The organism is Microcoleus sp. S13_C3, assembly GCF_036700905.1.
Classification (GTDB): Bacteria; Cyanobacteriota; Cyanobacteriia; order Cyanobacteriales; family Microcoleaceae; genus Microcoleus.
On record NZ_JAUBPT010000088.1, the window covers coordinates 1 to 19,636 of the forward strand.

The window sequence follows — 19,636 nt, forward strand, 5'->3', positions numbered from 1 at the left end:
AATCGCTTTAAATTCAGTTCCAATTCTAGTTGTTAACATTTCTTTACTTACCTTTGTTTTTTTATACCGACCTACTTGAAGGATGGTAATCTTTTATTTCACTATCAGAAATATCTTGATTATTTTGATAATTTTGAACGTTAGCAATTAGATTTTTATTATTAATAAAATTGTCTCCAGTAAAGTAATCTTTCATGTATTTTTTTGTAGAATGACCTTGAAAATGAATAATATTAAACTTAATATCTTGAGCCAAGTCAAGATATTTACAAAACGGCTGTTTTTCTAACAAATAAATATTCTTTCTTCCATCTTTCATCTCAAATCCTTCTGAACAATTGATATTCAGGTCATATTTAGAATTATCAATAATATTAGAGATGTCCCCGATCCTAAATTCTGTTCGGTTGCTAAACTCCCCAAACGCTGTCATATCAGATAGAGGGACAAGTGAGTTATTTTTAATGCGATCATAAACTGAGCTATCTGTGTAAATTTCAACAAGAAAATCACAGAATTTTTCTAAAACGTTTAGATTATTGATAAAAAGACAATGGGGACTAATACCATGAGGTAAACTTAAATCATAATTGGCAAATTTTTTTTGTTCTTCTGTAACATTTGCATACAGCATAACATCAGAATCTAGGTGGAGGCACTTATTTATGCCGTTAGCTGCCATGAAATTTTTCAGAAAAAACCACCTTTGAAAACAAAATAACTCATAATTGTATGAATTGACACTATAGTGTCGATAGATATCACTAAATTTTTGAGCATCTCTATAATAGTTGAATATATTTTTATGTTCTATAAACTTATAACAATCATTGCTAGAATCTCCCAACAAAACTATGTTTGATTCAGGATTTGATTTTTTAGCTTGAGCTAAACTATATGATAAATATTCACTATTGTTGACATGAATTATCACAATAGGTAGAGACATAAATTATCTCCTTTCCATAATATTTTTACTGGTTAAACAGGACTGAATCGAAGCTATCTATTTCATAATTAGGAATATCAGTGACTCCTACTTGGAATTCTGCAAAACGTATCGCAAAGCAATTTTTTATCTCTTTATTTTCATGGTCTAACACAATTCTACCATGAAGATGCGGTATAAGAGCTTTCCACTGAATTTCACTCAATTGTCCAATAAGTGAAATTTCTGGTCCATCAGAAACATCTAAATCTTCTTCCATTAAAAGATTCATCGCCACGCTTGATAAAGCCAGATTAGCATCTTCGTCAGAAATATTGCTCGTGTCTACTAAGAGAGTCATCTTACTTTTGTCTGGGTGAATTGCGATCGCCCTCACCACTCCCTCCAATTCTAAACCAAGAGACTCTTCAGACTGCGACCAATCTGGAAAAACAATTAGATTAATATCTTTCAAGTTTAAACGCACTAGAGTTGCGTCAATCATTGCTGAACTAACCGTTTTTGCCATTTTTGACCAAGAGAACTTTTTAGCTTGTTCCAACCCAGCCGCAATTAATGAGTTGCGAACCTTCGGTTTTTGTACCTCGCAAAGTGCATTAGCTAATCCATCAACATCGTCATCCTTCACATATAATGCCGCTTCGCCTGCAACTTCTGGAAGAGAAGAATTAGGACAAGTAATGACGGGACAACCGCAGGCTATGGCCTCCAGTACAGGTAAACCAAATCCTTCATATTTCGATGGGTAAACCAGTGCAACAGCACCGGAATAAGCTAATCTCAACTCCCAATCATCAAGTTGAAGCTTGTGAACTACAGTACCTAAAGTATAATTTCTCAACTCTCCTTCTAATACAACTCCGCTCCCCGTACAGACAATCTCAAAGCCTTGTTTGCTGGCAAGTTGAGCAAAAGCTTTAAAAAACAAGATACTATTTTTATAATCCGCAGCCCCACCTACTGAAATAAAGTAGGGTTTGCAGATACCATACTTATTTTTAAAACCCTTAATATCTTCTTGACTAGCAGGTGAGAAAAGACTTTGAACTCCACAATGAGCTACAGTTAAAGACTTAGGGGCCATTTCTGGGAAAAACTTGGCTAAGTCACTGGCTGTGTTTTCTGAAATAGCAATATAAGCAGAAGCATGGCGGATAGCATGATGTTTCTCCTTCCACATTGGTTCATTCAAATTGGCTCCCATCACTTCGGGAATCATGTCATACGCCATGAATACAGAGGAAGTTGATAGGGGTGTTGTGTAGTAAGTAGATATAAATAAGTCTGCACCAGTATCATCACATACTTGCTGTAACATTTCCCGATCAGCATCTGTTTTACTGTAGTCATAAGCAGGCACGGGGCAATACCTAATTCCCGCAATTTTGGGCGATGTTCCCACCCGATCCAATACAATTATATGCTTAGCAAAACCATTTTTCGCCCATTCTTCTAGCAGCGACCTCCAAACGCGGGCAATTCCTGTTCTGTACATTTGAAAGAATACACCGTCAACCAGTATTGTTAACCTGCTTTGCGAGTCGCCGTCCTCTTCTATTTCGGCAGGCTGTATCTTTGCTTCTTGTTGAATATGAGTAATTTTGCTAACAGCTTTTAAGAAGTCATTCTGTAAAAGCGACCCCTTATTAACCGCTGCTAATCCTCCTTTTGCCAATTGTTGAAATACATCGTCAGGTAATTCTTTTTCTGTGAGTAAATGCAAAGATGAACCATTCGAGTAGAAATTGAGATTAAACTTGGCAGCAAGGATTGAAAGAGATTTAGCTGTATAAAGAGAAACGTGCTGACCTTCGTGCAGCACGTAGTACCACCACTGATCGGGTTTAGGATTGCTTTCGGGCAGCAATTCTGTACTCAATAAAATATTTCTGGAAATTTTTAACAAACTTTCCAGCTCATCTATGGGGTGAACCAGATGCTCAAATACTTCAAATGCCGTCACTAATTCAAATTGGTTATTTGTGGCTGCATCAATCTCAAATCCTTGAGCAAATATATTTTGACAAAACTTGTCTAGCCAGTAAAAGTCAAATCCCGCATCTCTCATCAGCCTGACAAATAGACCATAGCCACCGCCGTAGTCGAGAAATCTTGCTTGATGATTAAAGAAGTTAAATAATAAATTTTGGGTGATTTGTGAAAATGACAAATTTCTGAACGCTAAGCCAACATCACTGCTTGCTATTGGTTGAGAATAGGCTTCGTCTAGCCAGTATGGTTCTTCGGTTTGAACAAATCCGCAGTTTGAACATTGAAAATAATCAACATCATATTTACCTATAACTTTAGCCTGGGCTAAATGATGGGAATCAGATTCGCAAACTTTGCATTTAATCGGCATATTTTTTAGTAAATTGCTAACTTTAGTAATGAGATATTTATGATTCCATCGGTGTAGATTTAGCTGTTTAATATTTGGCAAATAATAATGGGGCATTCCATCTTTCTCATTTACTGAGCTATAGATGCGAACCTTTTTTTGTCTCTCCGATTCACTTTTAATTAATAAGTCTAAATGATACAGGCACAAATCTAATAATGTTTCGCCTGGTTTCGTGAGTCCGTGAATGGTCTCGTGAATCTGACCGCTATAAGTTAGAGACTTATTATATCTAAATATCCGGCGCTGCCAGTCAGGATAATGGGGATCACTTGATATATAATGATTTTTGCTAAAGGGGCTAATCCATTTACGAGCAATCCAAAAGTTATCTGTTTTGGCGGTACTACCATTTAATTTTAAATTTCGTAGGAAGTCTAAAGTTTTTTGATCTATAAATTCATCGGAATCAATTACAAATACCCAGTCTGTTTTAACTTCTTGTAAGTACCTATTTCGCTGCTGAGAGTGATTTCCTGGCCACGGTGAATGTATAATTATAGCTTTATATGACAAGGCAATTTCGCAAGTTGAGTCTGTGCTGCCGCCATCAACTATTATTAATTCATCATAAACTTTCGCCAGAGACTCTAATGCTAGAGCTAAAGTTTTTTCTGAGTTTTGCACCATCATGCAAACAGAAAGGGTTTGTGTTGGCGACGGCAATGCGACACCCAATTGCACAAGGTTTTGCGAATTAATCTCATTAGAGGTTTGAACCACAGCCTTCCCTTCGCTTACTTTCTCCCGGGAATACTCATCATTACTTGTATCATTTGGTTCGGTTTCATTAGTAGCCCCAAATAATGATACGGGTTTTTCTTTTTGGGGTTTTTCTAAAATAGCAAGAATACCGTTGTTAGCAAATTGAGTTCTGCCTGGATAAAGCTTTTCTAAAGTTTCTTGAGTAGTTTTTTCGATTTTGCTTAAACCAATAGGTTCGAGCCGCTTTACTATGAAGGAACTTTGGTTGATAAATTCTACATAATCTTCAGTAAAAAACCGATTAATGTGGGGAGAGTTGTACACATAATGTGTGATAGCATCTGATGTTTCCTTATCGGTATGCTGATACAAGTAACGGCATAGTTCTGGGGGTCTCATCAGTAAATGTCCCCACGGCGGAATTGGAGAATTCTGAAAGTTGAAAGTTTTTCCCTGGTTAGGTTCAGTTATGGGGGGTAAGTGATGGCCGTCATGAGCTGACCAAATGGGTGCAAATATAGAAAATAGTTGACCTCCGGGCTTTAGAGCCAAAAACATTTTTTCTAAAGCTAAAGGAAATTTGTGAATGTGTTCAAAAGCAGCGATTGAGAAAATTAAATCGTATTTTTGGTAGTACGCGGGAGGTAATTCTTCGATGTAGCCAGCAAAAAAGTTATAATTACTCAACTCTCTCTCGGTAAAACCAAAAGCAGAATAGTCTACTTTGCCAAGCTTAGAGCCTTCAGCAGCACTGGCAACTTTATCTAGGTAAACTTCAAAATCTGGGGCTTCTAGGGCAGACCAGGATTTAACATTTAGATAATCTAGTACAAACTCTTTAGGTAAGCTTCCTCCTACTTCGAGAACATCCTTACCTTCAAATCCCAGCAATTGTTGACACAAATGAGCAAAGGGAACGTGATAGCTGAGGTTGAACTTTGCTTGACACTCTGATATATTAGATTCATTTAATTTTTGGGTCATCTATTAACCTCCGTTCCCACCTTAAATTTTAACTACTATTAGCTCTATTTTTTCCCTTCCCTTTGCTGTCGCGTCTGCCCCAACAGCGCCTTATAATCCGCCCGATCGGGATTTAGCTTCACCAACTTCTCCAAAGGCTCGATCGCCCCCACCTTATTATTCATCTGCAACCGCACATTTGCCAACCCCTCCAGAGCCGTCTGATTCTGGGGTTCCCGCTGCAAAACCGTCTGATATCCCCGTTCCTGCGCCGCCAGCAAAGATTCCTGAGAAACAGCCACAGGCGTCGGCTTTTGTTGGTGCTGGCTGCTCAAACCGCTGCTGAACAGACTGAAAATACCAAAAATCGCAGAACCACCAAACGAAACCATTGATACTAACGCAAAAATCTGCTTAATTCGATCGCTCCGATGAACCCGACTATCACTAGATTTTTTCTGTGTACTTTCCATTGCTAACTCTTGGCGTCGCTGTTTTCCAGGCACTCGCAAAGCACCTATCTCTAGATTGCCCAAGTTCGATCGCAAAACGATCGCCCTTCGCCATTTAAAATTTTCGCTGAAACCTAGAAACCATATTAAATGATATTTGTCAAGCAAATTCAATCAATTGTCGGGTTCAGTCCAGGACGCACGGGTGGTCAGAAACCGGGTTTTTTTACGAGAATACTTCACTGCGATCGGCAGATTCGGTAAAAAACCCGGTTTCTAGGCGTCGGAGTGCGTAAGCCCTGAATTATTCTATAATTTGACAAAGACGCGCCCGGACGCAGTACCGCAAATACCGAGTCCAGACGACTTCTCCAATGTTGTCAACCCAACACAGGGAGCAATACAATTATGCCAAATAATCCAAACTGGTTGCGTTACGATCCAGACGAAGACAAATCTCGACACGCAGCAGCCGACGAAGCTTGTTGCTATGAGATGCAAAGAAAATATGGTTGGAAACTACTTGACATAGAGGAAATTGATACAAACGGTCTAGAAGTTGATTGTGTTTTTCGAGGCCAAACAGAATTTCCCAAATCATTCTACGACACAGAAAGAGAGGACGACGATGCATAAATACATTATTTTCCGAGCCGAACCGAGAACTCCTGGGTGGAAAGATAGAAAACTACAGCACACTCAATCATTGACTCGCATTTTGGCAGAACACTTTGACTCTTCTGATGGTCCAATTCCTGAAGTTGGCTATCGCCCCCCAGAATTTGTTCGTGTGGAAGCAGAACACGATCCAACTCGGCACGGTTACAGCACTCATTACCGCACAGGTGAGTGGGAAGTGGCGCGGGTTGAGACTTATACTCCCGATATTCCGATCGGGGAATTTGATATGGTAGTAATCTGCTATTGCCAATATTCCCCTATTGATGCTCCCCTCAAACCCATGCCAGAACGTCAAGTTTCTATCGATTCCTTTAGAGGCGACAAGGAAGCTTATCAACGTTGGTTAGAGTCTCAAAAAGGCAAAGAATACACTGAAGTGTAAATAATACAGGACTTACCCATCCCCTAATCCTTGCTCCTCTAATTTTTCCGGGTTCTGACGGATCGTCATTCCACTAACAATTTACTCCAGAAATAAAAGTGCGATCGAATTGGTGAAGCGCGATCGCACCCCTGCATCTTTAGCCGTTATCCTCCGGCAATTCTCCAAATTGTTCTCGATAACGCGCTAGCAAAGATTCGAGTTCAGCAGCCCGTTGCCGTTCCGCTTCAGCACGTTGCCGTTCCGCTTTTAAAGCTGAAGCCAATTCATCGGGAATCAATAATTTATCTCCATTATCTTCCCGATAAAACCCAAGAATTTTTCCCTCTATTTCTAACCGCAGTTGCAATACATCGCTGCGATTATTTCTAATTAATTGATACCCCTCTACTCCCAGTCGGTACCCCCGCAATTGTTCGGGAATCCATTCACCTCTAGGGTCAAACAACCAATATTCCTGAACTTCTAACCTTTCGTACAAGTCTTTTTTATTATTTTGATCTTCCGACTTTGTACCTGGTGAGGTGATTTCAAAAATCACTTTCGGCACTTGCCCTTCTTCCCAGATTTTGTAATTATCTCTGCCACCCGGTTCCACATCAAAAATCACCATCACGTCTGGTGCTACACGGACTTTTGGAAAACCTTGAGCGTAGTATAAAAATTGGTTTGCTAAAACAGTAGCTCGACGGTCTGCAAGATATTGTTTTAAGACTTCTAAAGTAGTTAAGATTGCGTAAACATGGTCGTAAGTTTCTGCCACTGGTTCTCCATCAGCGCTAGGGTATACGATCTCCGAAGTTTGGAGGGTGGGAACGACTGTTGTCATGGTCGTGCTTCCTGTGAGTTGTATATCTATTATAAACCAATACGGTTCAGTTAACACTGTTAATTCCCCGGAGTTCCCCCTCGCATCCCCCTTAAGAAGGGGAGTAGGGGTTGACTTTGAACTTCTTGTCCCACCCCCTACTCCCCTTTTTAAGGGGGGTTAGGGGGGATCGATCTTAACTGAACCTTATTGTATTATAAACTTTTTTTCTGCAACTAAGTAGGTTAATTTAATTAAACGTAAAACGCTCTCGTGCTTGAGACCCTCGCCTTCTTCAAGAAGTCGGGGTTCTGGTATTATCTATTTTTGACTACACATCCCCAGCGATCGCACTTTTGAATTCCTTAATTGCCTCAACATGACTCGGCATATTAACACACCTGACGAGTAAACCCATATCGAGTTCTGGGAGCAATTGGGAACTTGCAATCTCTTCGTATCCTTGCTGTGTCAGAGCATACAGAGACATTCGGCTGTTTTCCCAAAACCAGACTTCAGGGATTTGCAGCCGTTTGTAAGCCTCTAGCTTAGGAATGAGAATTAAATAAAATCCACTTTTCCTGTTTGTTGTGGGATGGGCGTCCCGCCCGTCCTTTCTGGGCGGGCGGGACGCCCATCCCACAAGAAAAAAGGGAAATTATTTAATTGACGATCCTTATCAATTCCGCCGCTAGTGACGACAACTTTGATCGCCAAATCTGGACGTTCCCTATTAGCACCCAATTCCTATGATTTATCTGCTTCCCTTCTGACTAAACCTTCTTCGCTTTCCAATGTCATCGAACCTGTTGGAGTGTAATCTCTATCTGCTTTCATCAAATAGATTTGCCGAAAATCACCAATTCTCTCCTTAGCTATTTCGTGTTTTCTTCCAGGCATTTTCTCTATCTCCAGCACTCCCGCTAAAAACTACAATTTAACACCTAGAATATCCAAAATCGGTGTTAAGATTTTGAATTGTTGCCAGGTTAATCCGGGAAATAGCAATAGCCGATCTAATTTTTATTCTAATCTTGTTGTATTCCTAGCAAACTCGCTCCTTATTTATTAACAATTCCTGCGTTAAACACCTGTTGAGCAGTCAAGTTCAAATCTGGAAAAACAGCCGATTCAATTCTCTCCTCTCCCCGGAACTGCGTCAACTCGTACTCCCCATCAACCAATTGATAAAGCGAAAGCGTAGGTTGTTTGGGATTGCCGATGTAGCGTCTCCCGCCCAATCCCAAATAATCCACAATCCAGTATTCAAGAATGCCCATTTCTTCATAATCGCGTAGTTTAGTAAGATAGTCAGTCTGCCAGTTAGTGCTGACAACTTCTACTGCTAAACGCACCGAGGAACCCATTGTGATAATTGATTCTGCTGCCCAACGCGGTTCATTGATCACTTGCTGTCGATCGAGAACGATGACATCTGGCTCATATCCTGATTCGTCGCGATCGGGTTTAAGGACACATTCTTTGGGAAGGAAATAGGGCAATCGGGCATTGCGACATACAACGCCAACTTCTATATTGAGAAAGCCAGAGATTTCTGAATGTTGGCCAGTTCCTTTGGGCATTTCAACAATTACTCCATTGTGCAGTTCGTAGCGGTATTCGGAATTTTCCGGATACCATGCAATAAATTCGTCAAATGTTACTGATTTTGTTAATGCTTGAACCATGTCAATCGCTCCTTAATTCGAGTTATATTTAAAGTTGATTTGAACTATTCCCGCAAAGCCTTGATGAATTCAGTAACAGCATCATATTGATCGAAGTAAGTTACATATCTCACTAACAAAGCAATGTCTAACTCCGGTAACAACTCGCTGCAATCGACTTTTTCGTACTCCTCCCTCAAATAATAGATACTCAGCACTCCATCTTCCCAAAACCAGACTTCGGGTATGCCCAACCGCTTGTATAGTTGAAGTTTATCGATGCCACCGCTGGTGAATACAACTTCGATCGCCAAATCGGGAATTGCCTTTTTAGTCGTCAAATTATATGATTCATCAGGCTCCTTTCTCGCCCCCAGTTCTTTACTACCCAAAGTCGGCCCGCCCTTGATATAAAACCGGATCCCCTTCTCTCTCAGGTATGCTTCTAACAAAAGACCAATGGTACTCTTCGATTCTTCATGTTCGGGGCTAACTGTGATAATTTCTAAAATTCCATCTAAGTAAGCAAATTTGATACCGCCGACAGACTCAAAAGCGGCTTCTAGCGATTCAAATTGCGACCAACTCACTCCTCTTAGAGTCAGGCAACTATCGGTGACAGAGTTTTTGACTGCTGTTTGTGTCATATTTTCTCCTTATCCTTTTTTTAGATTAAGCTTTTGAGAGCGCAACGGTTTTCTCAATTTTATTAACTTTTGTTCGATCGCGCGAGCCCCACACCTTCAAATGCCATCAGGATCAATGCCCTGACTTCTCAAGTATGCCATTAATCGATCGGCCCTCTGGCGTTCCTCTTCGGCCCTCTGGCGTTCCTCTTCGGCGCGCTGGCGTTCCTGTTCCACCCGTTCCGCACCCCACAGCAGCAAATTGCCATTCTCATCCCACCAGCGCAACCAATAACCCGTTCTCTGAGATTTTTCACCTTCCCAAACCCCCAGAAATAAACCCATTGATTCTATCCAGAATCGCTGATTAGCATCCGGTTCTTGCAATTCGTATTCTCCCGACGCAGAGAGTCTGTACACTTCCAATACTCCCGACTTAGGTTCAAAAATTACATAAATCGGCACTTGCAAAATTCGCTCATAAAACCGCCATTTTCCGTAAGGATATGTCGGTTTGTTTGAATATTCACTACCGTCAGTATCGGATAAAAATTCCATCACTACAGCAGGTACTTCTCCCTCAGCATTGCGCGTATAACTGCGGCGAACTTCTCCTGGTTCTGCTGGCAATACCGACGGAACGTACACCCAATCAGGGGCTTTTACTACTGTTTTGTCGTTAACTTTGGCACAGAGTCCAAAATTGGAAGCTATTAGCATTGAAGCTAGGATAAATCCTGCGAGATCCAAAGCTTCTCGCAAGGCCGCAGCTAAAAGTGGTTGGTCGATGTTTTCCACAGGATCGTCTGGTAATTTAAAGTCATCTGGCAATTTCTCCCAAGTTATAGTATACTTGGTGTTGGTTACGTCCGGTTTCGATAATGTTTGCGTCATGGGTTTTCCTAGTTTCGATAGAAAGAGTTTTTTGTTAATAGGATTTGGACAATAACTTTAATGCCCGGTGCGAAAGGCTCACCTTATTAACTAGCTGTAATTTGGGTGCATAGGGCGCTGGTTACTAACTGAAGTATATCGCGAATTTTCGGCAATTCCCGTTATTCAAGTATACCCGGTTTTAAGGGGTATTTTATGGATCTACTGGTTCTCCTGACCTGGCAGTTTGAGAAGGTATAACAGGCAATTTTTGCTGTTTGTGCAAGCTGGGAAATCCCGGATCTACTGATTGATTTCTGGGAGGTGTACTCGCATTTACTTTCTCAGAAAGGGGGGCTAATGTTTGAGTCACTTTAACTTGCTGTCGCAGTTGTTCTGTCGAACCCAACAAGCCTCCTAATCCGTTGAACAACCTGCGAATGTTGTTGCGGAAAGCCGGATCTCCCGTCAAATCATCCACGTCGGAAGTAATTTTCTGCACGTTCTGAAATGTAGCTCGTGCAGAATCTAGAGTTTGCTGCAATAATAGCAAAGTTGCCGGATTGTTTACCTGGCTGGATAAATCTCGCAAATTACCCGAAGCTTGGGCAGCATTCGCTGATAAAACTTCTAAATTGTTCAGCAATTGTCCTTGGTTAATTCGATTAATTGTCGGACTCAAACTGCTGACAGCTACCCGCAGTTCCTGACTGCTTTGATTGATGTTATTCAGAGTAGAGACTAAACTGGCGCGGTTGGTTGTTACTAAAGAATTGAGTTGGTTGGCTGTCAATGTAACTTGATTGGCTGCTTGAGTTACTGAATTAGCAGAATTAATCGCAGCGGCAGATACGGCTTTTGTGGAAGTGTCCGCCGTAGCTGCTACTTTAGAAACATCAGCGGCAACTCCTGAGATTTCCGTCTTGAGCGATTGATTTAAACTGCTGGCTTCCCCCTTTAATGATTGATTTAAACTGCTGGCTTCCCCCTTTAATGATTGATTTAAACTTGCAATTTCGGTTTTTAATGATTGATTTAAGCTCCCAAGGTCTCCCCTTACAGATTGATTTAAAGTTTTTATTTCCGCTTGGGCCGTTTTAGTTAAAGTCGATAAATCTTGAGTGAGTTTAGCTGCACCTTTAGCTGTGTTGGCTGTATTCTCGGTCAGAGATTTAATATTGTTAAACAGCGCGGGGTCAGTGTAGAAATTAGCTAGGCGGACTGTGGATTTAATTAGTTCGTCGATAGTGACTCCCGCTTGACCTTTTAATCGCGAATTTTGGCAGATAATCTCCGGGGGACAGTTGGCACTAACGGGATTGGCGGTAAGTAATGATTCTGGCAAAATCGAGTTGGGGGTAATGTCGATCGACGATTCGCCAATTAAACCCGATTTATTCGCTTCGATCGTAACATCCCTGGGAATCACTAAAGTTCCGGGGGCAATCTCCAGCGTCACGTCTACGCCGTTGGAACCCGGTTGGAGGGCGGTAATTTTACCGACGGCAACCCCACGATACCTGATGGGCGTGCCTATTTGCATTCCTTGGGCGCTGCCAAATTCTACGGCGAATTTGTAGCTGCGGTTCCCTATTTGCACGCCCCGCAGCCAGAGCACTAAGCCGCCAAATAAACCGATTCCTACTAAAATTAAGAACCCGACAGAACCTTCTCTTACAGTTCGCGATTGCATATTACCTCCTTTGGCAGTTGATAGTTGGCAGTTGGCAGTTGGCAGTTGGCAGTTGATAGTTGGCAGTTGACAGTTGGCAGTTGGCAGTTGATAGTTGGCAGTTGATAGTTGGCAGTTGGCAGTTGGCAGTTGGCAGTTGATAGTTGGCAGTTGGCAGTTGATAGTTGGCAGTTGTTAATTTTTGTCTGATGTGTTGCCTATAGATTTTAGATAGGCGTTTAGCCTTGGCGACAGTTCGTCAATAATTGGCTTGAGTGTTTCTACTTGCGTACTTGTTAGTAGTTGCCTAGTATAAGCCCGTCTCAACCAGTGCTTTGTTTCATATAAAGAACCTCTGGCAATCTTGATAAATCGCCGATGATCCTGATAGCTACCTCGACCATCTCCTTCAGCAATATTAGCACCAATACTATCAGCAGATCGAATAATTTGCTTGCCGACAGTATCTTTTGCTAATGCGTCCCATTTTATAACAATATTCCAAATTTCATCAGCTAATTTTTCAGCTAATTTATAAACATCTAACTTCTGAAAGTTTGTTTGTGACATATACTATCTCCCAACAAGACAAACAATAGACCACGGCCAACTGACAACGGCCAACTGACAACTGACAACTGACAACTGACAATTGACTATCCAAGCGCTTGAATTGGCCCAGTAACACTGCCGCTAAAAAATTGTCGGATAAGTAAATTATCTGTCGATGCAATGTCATTAACAGTTCCCTCCCATTGCACTTTGCCTCGATAGAGAAATACGATGCGATCGGCAGTGCGGCGGATGGTACTGTCTTGGTGAGTGACGATCGCATAAGTGCTGCAAACACCTTGGGCAGCCTGCAAGTCGCGGATTAAATCTTCAATTACCGTCGAAGCGATCGGATCTAAACCCGCCGTCGGTTCGTCGTACAGCAAAACCTCTGGATTATCCCTGTCATTATCAGGATTCGCCATGATAGCGCGGGCAAAACTTACCCGCTTCCTCATTCCCCCAGACAACTGCGCCGGATAGCGTTCGCCAATTCGCGGCAAACCCACCATCTCCAACTTTTCCTCCACCAATTCCCGAATGCGGCGGCGCGGCAGCTTAGAATGCTGGTAAAGTAAAAAACCGACATTCTCCTCCACCGTCAGCGAATCAAACAAAGCCGCTTGCTGAAACACCATCCCAATTCCGATCGGATCTGCCACGTCGTCCACCCATCCCACCCTGCGCTGTCCCTGAACAAAAACCTCACCGGCATCCGGGGCCAACAAACCCGCAATTATCCGCAGAATCGTAGATTTCCCCGTCCCGGAAGGGCCAATAATTGCCAGGGCCTCTCCCCGATAAATCCTCAGATCGACTCGATCGAGGATCTGGTTCTGGCCGAAGGACTTACTTACCCCCTTGAGTTCGATTAGTGGCTCAGCCATAGCATGTTATCAATAAGTTATCAGTCCTCAGTCATCAGTCTACCTAATGACTCATGACTCATGACGAATCACTAATTACTTAAATTGACTGCCAGAATCAAAACTCTCTTGTATTGTAAATTTGTCAGATCGAGCTGTTCCAATACCCTTAAGACTAATTAACCATGTCAATTAGTTCACTTCCTAAAGCCCTCCGCGTCTTGGCTAAAGCCAAGCAGGTTTTTGCCCAATCCAGAAATCCTTACCCCCCTTCTTTGCGGAACGGGCGAGTTCACCAGTGGTTTAAGTGGTTAGCCCCCGGACTGTTAGTGAAACGGTGGCTGCTGATTAGTGCCAGCGGCGTGGTACTTGCCACTTTGGGTTTAGCGATTTGGACTGGGATGACTCCCATTTTCTTCTTATTGCAATTATTGAGAAATTTTTTGGCGTGGATTGCGGAAGTTATTCCCAATTACGTGTCGGGCCCGATCATCATTGCTGGCGGGATTTTGTTAATTCTGTGGGGACAAACTCGCAGTTTGAACTCTATTACTCAAGTGCTGATGCCCGAAGGGAATGAGGAACTCGTCGATCGACTCCTCAACCACCGTCGCTTGCACCGCGGCCCAAAAATTGTGGCACTTGGGGGCGGTACGGGCCTTTCTAATTTGCTCAGGGGATTGAAGGATTACAGCGCCAAAATCACTGCTATTGTCACGGTGGCGGATGATGGCGGGTCTTCCGGGCGGCTGCGGCGGGAAATTGGGGTATTGCCGCCGGGAGACATTCGCAATTGTTTGGCTGCTTTGGCAGATGAGGAAAAGTTATTGACTGAGTTATTTCAATATCGCTTTCAAGCCGGTGACGGTTTGGTGGGTCACAGTTTTGGGAATTTGTTTTTGACGGCGATGAGCGATATTGCTGGAGATTTGGAACAGGCGATCGCCGCGAGTTCTAAAGTTTTAGCAGTGAGGGGAGAAGTGCTGCCGGCTACTCTGAGCGACGTTTCTTTGTGGGCTGAACTGGCTGACGGTCGCAGGATTGAGGGGGAGTCCAGCATTACAAAAGCTAACGGAAAAATCATCAAAATTGGCTGCACTCCTGCTAATCCTCCGGCGTTGCCCAAGGTGGCCCAAGCACTTCGGGAAGCGGATTTTATCATTATTGGGCCGGGGAGTCTTTATACGAGTGTCATTCCGAATTTGTTGGTGCCGGAAATTGCTGAGGCGATCGCCAACAGCGAAGTTCCGCGCATTTATGTTTGCAATATTATGACTCAGCCGGGGGAAACTGACGGATACAGTGTTGCAGACCACATTCGGGCGATCGACCGCGCTTGCGGCAGGCCGCTGTTCGATGCTGTAGTAGTTCAAGGAAAAGTCCCTTCTGCCAAAGCTTTGATCCGCTATTCTCAGGAGAATTCTTATCCGGTTGTGCTCGATCGAGAAGCCGTAACGCAATTGGGGCGGCGAGTTGTCATCGCCAATGTCATGGATGAAGATGAAAATACGGGTTTAATTCGCCACAATTCGCAAAGGTTGGCGGGGATGTTGCTGCGTTGGTACGGCCGCGCGCACAACATTTAAGCAGTTGACAGTTGACAGTTGACAGTTGACAGTTGACAGTTGACAGTTGACAGTTGACAGTTGACTGTTCACTCATGTTATTGGCTATTGGTTATTGGCCGATCCAAACGAGTAAAAAATAACAAATAACAAATGACTAATAACAGATAACAAATAACTAAAATGATACTTTCTCTTCCAGATGCTGAAGCTACGCGCAAGTTTGGTTTTGCGTTAGGTCGATCGCTCCCCCCCGGCACTGTAATCTTATTACAAGGAGATTTAGGTGCTGGCAAAACTACCTTGGTTCAAGGTATCGCCGAAGGCTTAGGAATCTCCGACTCGATCGAAAGTCCTACTTTCACCCTGATTAACGAGTATTTTGGAGGACGAATTCCGCTGTATCATCTAGATTTGTATCGACTAGAACCCGAAGAAGCGGAGGCTTTGCACTTAGAAAGTTATTGGGACGGGTTAGAAAGGGATTTGGGAATTGTGGCGATCGAATGGGCGGAAAGATTGCAGTACAAACCCGAAAATTATTTGCAAATTTCTTTGAGTTATCTAGATAACGGGCGGCAAATTGAAGTAATTGGTAATGGCGAGTTATTGGATGGGCAATGGGAAAAGTGAGACAGGGCGATCGAATTTAGATTTTGCCCCATTGTCACTCAGCCTTTTCTGAACAGGGAAGATGCCTGTTCCACAAGAATAAAATTCACTCTTTGTGGAACAGGCCGGAAAGCCTGTTCAGAGAGAATGGTGTAACATCTCAGCGCGTACTTACTGCGGACGGTTGACACGAATTAATTTGCCTCTCAAAGTTTCTTCACCAGCAATAGCATCATTGATGCGTGTTGCCAACCTTTCTAAATTTTTATCGTCTGTACAGACGATAATACCCGCATGATTTGGTTGTTGAGTGTGCAAGCGAATGAAATGCCGACGATTTTGCGTCATAACCGCCCGATCGTTATTCACAGCAAAGGCTAATACTTCGGGGTCATCATCTCCGGCATTTCCTGCCTCTTGAATAGTCAGGGCATCGTGACCGAAATTTCGCAGCAATGCCACAACAGGAAACGGGAACTGTTCATCTGCATAGAGACGTGCCATAAATTATACTTCCTGCATCATTGCTGCTGCTTCTTCTCGGAGTGCTGTTTCAATTTCTTCGGAGTTAGCCTCAGCATAAGTCCAGACATTTACTAAGTTTGCAGCATTCAACTGGGGATAAAATTGTAGAAGTTCAGCATCACTTGAACCTTGACGGCGCAAACTCACGAACAGCCAAACGGGAAGTCTAGTTTTGGCAATGCAAGCATCGCCGCCACACACATCGGGAGTCTTGGTAATTCCTGGCCAGCTATTGTTTAAACTTTGGGTTAAAAGCCGGATGGCTTCAGCTTTCTCAGTAGGAGTTAAGGCCAGGAGTTGTGTTTCTAGTTCTTGGAGAAGCATGGGTAATATCGCCTTTGCGAGGGGGAATACCACATTATAACACTTGAGTTAAATTCCTTCTTACTCAGCGTCAAATGTCAATGCTTCTCCCCTCACATTTGTATCCAATTTACCATCCTCAAAAACAACTTTTCCTCCCACAACCGTGACCACAGGCCATCCAGTTAAATTCCATCCTTCAAAGGAACTCCAGCCGCACTTGCTCGCCATCTCTGCGCCGACCACCTGGCGGTATTTCTCCAAATCAACTAAGACTAAATCTGCATCAAAACCCGGAGCAATCGCCCCTTTGTTCGGAATCTTATAAGCCTTAGCAACTGCCGCCGACATCCAATTAGCAACTTGTGCCACTGTACATCTTCCCTCTACTGCTTGCGTCAGCATCAAAGGCAAAGAAGTTTCGACTCCCGGCATTCCAGACGGCGTATTTGGATATTCTTGAGCTTTTTCTGCTAATGTGTGCGGCGCGTGGTCTGTGGCGATAAAATCAATTACGCCGTCGAGTAAAGCTTGCCAAAGTATTTCGTTATCGCGGGGGTCGCGCAAAGGCGGATTCATCTGAGCTAAACTGCCAATTGTTTGATAGGCACTGGTATTTAACAACAAATGCTGCGGCGTAACTTCTGCTGTCACCCAACTCGGTTTTTCCTGGCGCAACAACTCAGCTTCATCCCCAGTTGAAAGGTGCAGAATGTGCAGACGGCGCTGATATTTGTTAGAAAGTTTTAAGGCTAGCTGAGTTGCTAACAAAGCTGCTTGATTGTCTTGAATTTGGGAGTGCACGGCAACATCAGAAATCCCGGCAAATTCCTGACGCCTCTGGTTGATTCTAGCTTGGTCTTCTGCGTGCACGGCAATTAGTCGATCGCCTGCCGCAAAAATCGCCTCTAAACTTGCTTCTCCATCCACCAACAACTGCCCGTGCATCGAACCCATAAACACCTTAATTCCCGGAGTCGGATTCGCATTCAACAAATCCGGCAAATTCTCCGGCGTTGCACCAATAAAAAAGCCGTAGTTCACCAAACACTTCTCGGCAGCGCGACTTAGTTTATCATCTAAGGCAGCTTGGGTTGTGGTCAGAGGTCGCGTATTCGGCATTTCCAGAAACGATGTCACGCCGCCTTTAGCGCAAGCACAGCTAGCGGTAAATAAGTCTTCCTTGTGTTCTAAACCAGGTTCCCGGAAGTGTACCTGGGGATCAATTACTCCGGGTAACAGAGTTAAGCCTTTCGCATCTATTTCTCGATCGCCCGATTCGACAATTTCAGCAGCAACTTGGACAATTTTGCCATCGCAGATTTGCACATCTCCTACCAAAAACTCACCATTGGGCAAAAGAATGCGAGCGCGACGGATTAACAAACTTGATTGGGGAGTCATAAGATATCCTTAATTAAGTAAACAGCGTGCTATCATGGAAGCATTATTAAGTTTATAATTCGTATCCAGCTCAGTCACTACAATACCCTATGACTCGTCTAGACAAGTCAGCCGACGAAAAACCTCCGCAAGACACCGAAAATCCTTGGATCGAAGGAATTAAGACGATCGGCTTAGCAGCATTTTTGGCCTTTGGTATCCGCACCCTGGTTGCCGAAGCACGCTACATCCCCACCGGCTCGATGCTCCCAACCTTACAAATTAACGATCGATTAATTATAGATAAGGTAAGCTATCGATTCCAAGACCCCCACCGAGGAGATATTATCGTATTTATGCCTCCTGACCCGGCTAGTTTGTGCACGGGACAGCCGCCACCGATCAAAGATGCCTATATCAAGCGAGTGATCGGACTTCCAGGGGACACTGTGGAAGTCAAAGAGGGAAAAGTTTTTATCAACAAGCAGCCGCTACAGGAAAAATATATTGAAGAAATTCCGCAGTATCCCTACGGGCCTGTAGTTGTAGCCCCAAATTCTTACTTGGTGCTCGGCGACAACCGCAACGCAAGCTGTGACAGCCATTACTGGGGCTTTGTACCCAAGCAAAATATCATCGGTAGGGCAATTGTGCGTTTTTGGCCACTCAACCGCACAGGTTCGATCGACCCCACGCCCCTTTATCCCCCTAAAAATTAGCTAGATCCCCGACAACTTCTGCGAAGTGGGGGATCTAAGCTGACTGATATGATGTCCGGTCGATCACCCGAAATTAGGTAGGGGCGGGTGGCGTTGCTGAATCAAGGTATGAATACCCCAGGAATGGGAATATCGTCAAACTTCAAGTAATGTATTAATAACTTAATAGAATGCTTGAGCATTTCCTCACATTTAGAATAACAAAGAGTCTTACGATGTAGCCGAGCCAAATAATGTCTTAGTCTGGTATTTTCCCCTTCTACTCGGGTCATATAAGTCTTGCTAATAATCTGATCCCCATCAGGAATAAACATGGGATATACAGACCATCCATCAGTTACATAAAAATAGCATTTCCATGCACTTACTTGGTCCCATAATGGTTCAAATGTCTTAGCGCTATGATCCCCTAATACCCATCCTAAAATTCCTGGTTTAAAGTGGTCAACCGCTGTCCACAGCCATATCCTGTCTGTTTTTTTTTTACATAAGTTTGTAATTCATCGAGTTCACCAACTTCTGGGATGACTTCAGGATCATAAACATCTGGCAACTGTTTTCCGACTTGTTTTACCCAATTTATTACTGTGGTATGATGAACACCCTTAACTCGTTCTATCGCCCGTAAACCCATACCATTGACATACATTTTTAGACAATCACGTTTGATGGCCTCGCTATAACCTCGCTGGGGCTCATACTCATTGATGAATTGACGACCACATTGGACACAAATATGATTCTGTTTTCCTTTTTTCTTGCCGTTTTTACGGATATGGGTTGATTTACATTCTGGGCATTGCATAAATTATTCCTCCTATTCATACTCTAACTCAGCAACGCCGGGGCGGGTAAACCTGCCAATATCTGCCAATAATTGACAATCTCAAAAACCCGCCCCGGTCGAGATATTGTGCTTAATCGATCGGACA

General features: G+C 43.2%; 21 protein-coding genes. 5 read left to right on the forward strand and 16 right to left on the reverse strand.

What is annotated here, in order from left to right; all coding sequences use genetic code 11:
* Positions 1-61: 61 nt before the first annotated feature.
* Genes QUA16_RS22220 through QUA16_RS22230 form a run of 3 tightly spaced genes read right to left on the reverse strand, consistent with a single transcriptional unit; the run spans position 62 to position 5,644 of the window.
* A complete protein-coding gene (locus tag QUA16_RS22220; protein WP_333107732.1) occupies positions 62-949 on the reverse strand; it encodes a hypothetical protein in 888 nt (295 codons plus the stop codon).
* Positions 950-974: 25 nt separating this feature from the next.
* A complete protein-coding gene (locus tag QUA16_RS22225) occupies positions 975-5,039 on the reverse strand; it encodes a methyltransferase domain-containing protein (RefSeq protein ID WP_333107733.1) in 4,065 nt (1,354 codons plus the stop codon).
* A gap of 44 nt (positions 5,040-5,083) precedes the next feature.
* The gene (locus QUA16_RS22230; protein ID WP_333107734.1) at positions 5,084-5,644 is read right to left on the reverse strand and encodes a tetratricopeptide repeat protein; all 561 of its coding nucleotides are present in this window, start codon (positions 5,642-5,644) and stop codon (positions 5,084-5,086) included.
* 234 nt (positions 5,645-5,878) lie between these two features.
* Between QUA16_RS22230 and QUA16_RS22235 the strand changes: the two genes are divergently transcribed.
* Entirely contained in the window at positions 5,879-6,106 is a 228-nt protein-coding gene (locus QUA16_RS22235; protein ID WP_333056238.1) for a hypothetical protein, read from the forward strand.
* On the forward strand, positions 6,099-6,533 hold the full coding sequence (locus QUA16_RS22240; RefSeq protein ID WP_333107735.1) for a hypothetical protein: 435 nt from the start codon (positions 6,099-6,101) through the stop codon (positions 6,531-6,533). The genes QUA16_RS22235 and QUA16_RS22240 overlap by 8 nt, the downstream gene beginning before the upstream one ends.
* Before the next feature lie 139 nt (positions 6,534-6,672).
* Here QUA16_RS22240 and QUA16_RS22245 read toward each other — a convergent pair whose 3' ends face one another.
* The 9 genes from QUA16_RS22245 to QUA16_RS22285 all read right to left on the reverse strand — a co-directional run bounded on the left by QUA16_RS22245 (position 6,673) and on the right by QUA16_RS22285 (position 13,618).
* Positions 6,673-7,362: a Uma2 family endonuclease gene (locus QUA16_RS22245; protein ID WP_333107736.1), complete on the reverse strand. Its 690-nt coding sequence runs from the start codon at positions 7,360-7,362 to the stop codon at positions 6,673-6,675.
* A gap of 310 nt (positions 7,363-7,672) precedes the next feature.
* On the reverse strand, positions 7,673-7,984 hold the full coding sequence (locus QUA16_RS22250) for a hypothetical protein (protein ID WP_333181337.1): 312 nt from the start codon (positions 7,982-7,984) through the stop codon (positions 7,673-7,675).
* 104 nt (positions 7,985-8,088) lie between these two features.
* Positions 8,089-8,241 carry a hypothetical protein gene (locus tag QUA16_RS22255; protein WP_333107738.1) on the reverse strand — a complete coding sequence of 51 codons (153 nt, stop codon included), beginning with the start codon at positions 8,239-8,241 and terminating at the stop codon, positions 8,089-8,091.
* Between the two features lie 161 nt (positions 8,242-8,402).
* On the reverse strand, positions 8,403-9,029 hold the full coding sequence (locus tag QUA16_RS22260; protein ID WP_333107739.1) for a Uma2 family endonuclease: 627 nt from the start codon (positions 9,027-9,029) through the stop codon (positions 8,403-8,405).
* 44 nt (positions 9,030-9,073) lie between these two features.
* Complete coding sequence (locus tag QUA16_RS22265) at positions 9,074-9,655, reverse strand: Uma2 family endonuclease (RefSeq protein WP_333107740.1); 582 nt, start codon at positions 9,653-9,655, stop codon at positions 9,074-9,076.
* Between the two features lie 96 nt (positions 9,656-9,751).
* Positions 9,752-10,528 carry a Uma2 family endonuclease gene (locus QUA16_RS22270; RefSeq protein WP_333107741.1) on the reverse strand — a complete coding sequence of 259 codons (777 nt, stop codon included), beginning with the start codon at positions 10,526-10,528 and terminating at the stop codon, positions 9,752-9,754.
* A 193-nt stretch (positions 10,529-10,721) separates the two neighbouring features.
* On the reverse strand, positions 10,722-12,200 hold the full coding sequence (locus tag QUA16_RS22275) for an MlaD family protein (RefSeq protein ID WP_333107742.1): 1,479 nt from the start codon (positions 12,198-12,200) through the stop codon (positions 10,722-10,724).
* A gap of 174 nt (positions 12,201-12,374) precedes the next feature.
* Positions 12,375-12,749 (reverse strand): four helix bundle protein, encoded by a 375-nt coding sequence (locus QUA16_RS22280; protein ID WP_333107743.1) that lies wholly within the window; start codon positions 12,747-12,749, stop codon positions 12,375-12,377.
* Positions 12,750-12,835: 86 nt separating this feature from the next.
* The gene (locus QUA16_RS22285) at positions 12,836-13,618 is read right to left on the reverse strand and encodes an ATP-binding cassette domain-containing protein (RefSeq protein WP_333056232.1); all 783 of its coding nucleotides are present in this window, start codon (positions 13,616-13,618) and stop codon (positions 12,836-12,838) included.
* 164 nt (positions 13,619-13,782) lie between these two features.
* Between QUA16_RS22285 and QUA16_RS22290 the strand changes: the two genes are divergently transcribed.
* A complete protein-coding gene (locus QUA16_RS22290) occupies positions 13,783-15,183 on the forward strand; it encodes a gluconeogenesis factor YvcK family protein (RefSeq protein ID WP_333107744.1) in 1,401 nt (466 codons plus the stop codon).
* A 162-nt stretch (positions 15,184-15,345) separates the two neighbouring features.
* On the forward strand, positions 15,346-15,795 hold the full coding sequence (gene tsaE / locus QUA16_RS22295; protein WP_333107745.1) for a tRNA (adenosine(37)-N6)-threonylcarbamoyltransferase complex ATPase subunit type 1 TsaE: 450 nt from the start codon (positions 15,346-15,348) through the stop codon (positions 15,793-15,795).
* A gap of 150 nt (positions 15,796-15,945) precedes the next feature.
* Here tsaE and QUA16_RS22300 read toward each other — a convergent pair whose 3' ends face one another.
* From QUA16_RS22300 to QUA16_RS22310, 3 genes are read right to left on the reverse strand one after another with little or no spacing between them, the layout of a single operon-like run.
* Positions 15,946-16,278, reverse strand: coding sequence for a DUF5615 family PIN-like protein (locus QUA16_RS22300; protein WP_333107746.1), 333 nt, complete (start codon positions 16,276-16,278; stop codon positions 15,946-15,948).
* A gap of 3 nt (positions 16,279-16,281) precedes the next feature.
* Complete coding sequence (locus tag QUA16_RS22305) at positions 16,282-16,623, reverse strand: DUF433 domain-containing protein (protein ID WP_015174644.1); 342 nt, start codon at positions 16,621-16,623, stop codon at positions 16,282-16,284.
* A 60-nt stretch (positions 16,624-16,683) separates the two neighbouring features.
* Positions 16,684-18,006 (reverse strand): dihydroorotase, encoded by a 1,323-nt coding sequence (locus QUA16_RS22310; RefSeq protein ID WP_333107747.1) that lies wholly within the window; start codon positions 18,004-18,006, stop codon positions 16,684-16,686.
* Between the two features lie 89 nt (positions 18,007-18,095).
* On the opposite strand from QUA16_RS22310, the gene lepB reads away from it, so the two are divergent.
* Complete coding sequence (gene lepB / locus QUA16_RS22315) at positions 18,096-18,704, forward strand: signal peptidase I (protein WP_333107748.1); 609 nt, start codon at positions 18,096-18,098, stop codon at positions 18,702-18,704.
* Between the two features lie 101 nt (positions 18,705-18,805).
* Here lepB and QUA16_RS22320 read toward each other — a convergent pair.
* Positions 18,806-19,509, reverse strand: a protein-coding gene (locus QUA16_RS22320; protein WP_333181338.1) for an IS1 family transposase whose coding sequence is annotated in 2 segments (ribosomal slippage) — positions 18,806-19,188 and positions 19,188-19,509 — 705 coding nt in all. Because the reading frame shifts where the segments join, the coding sequence is not laid out codon by codon here.
* Positions 19,510-19,636 lie beyond the last annotated feature (127 nt).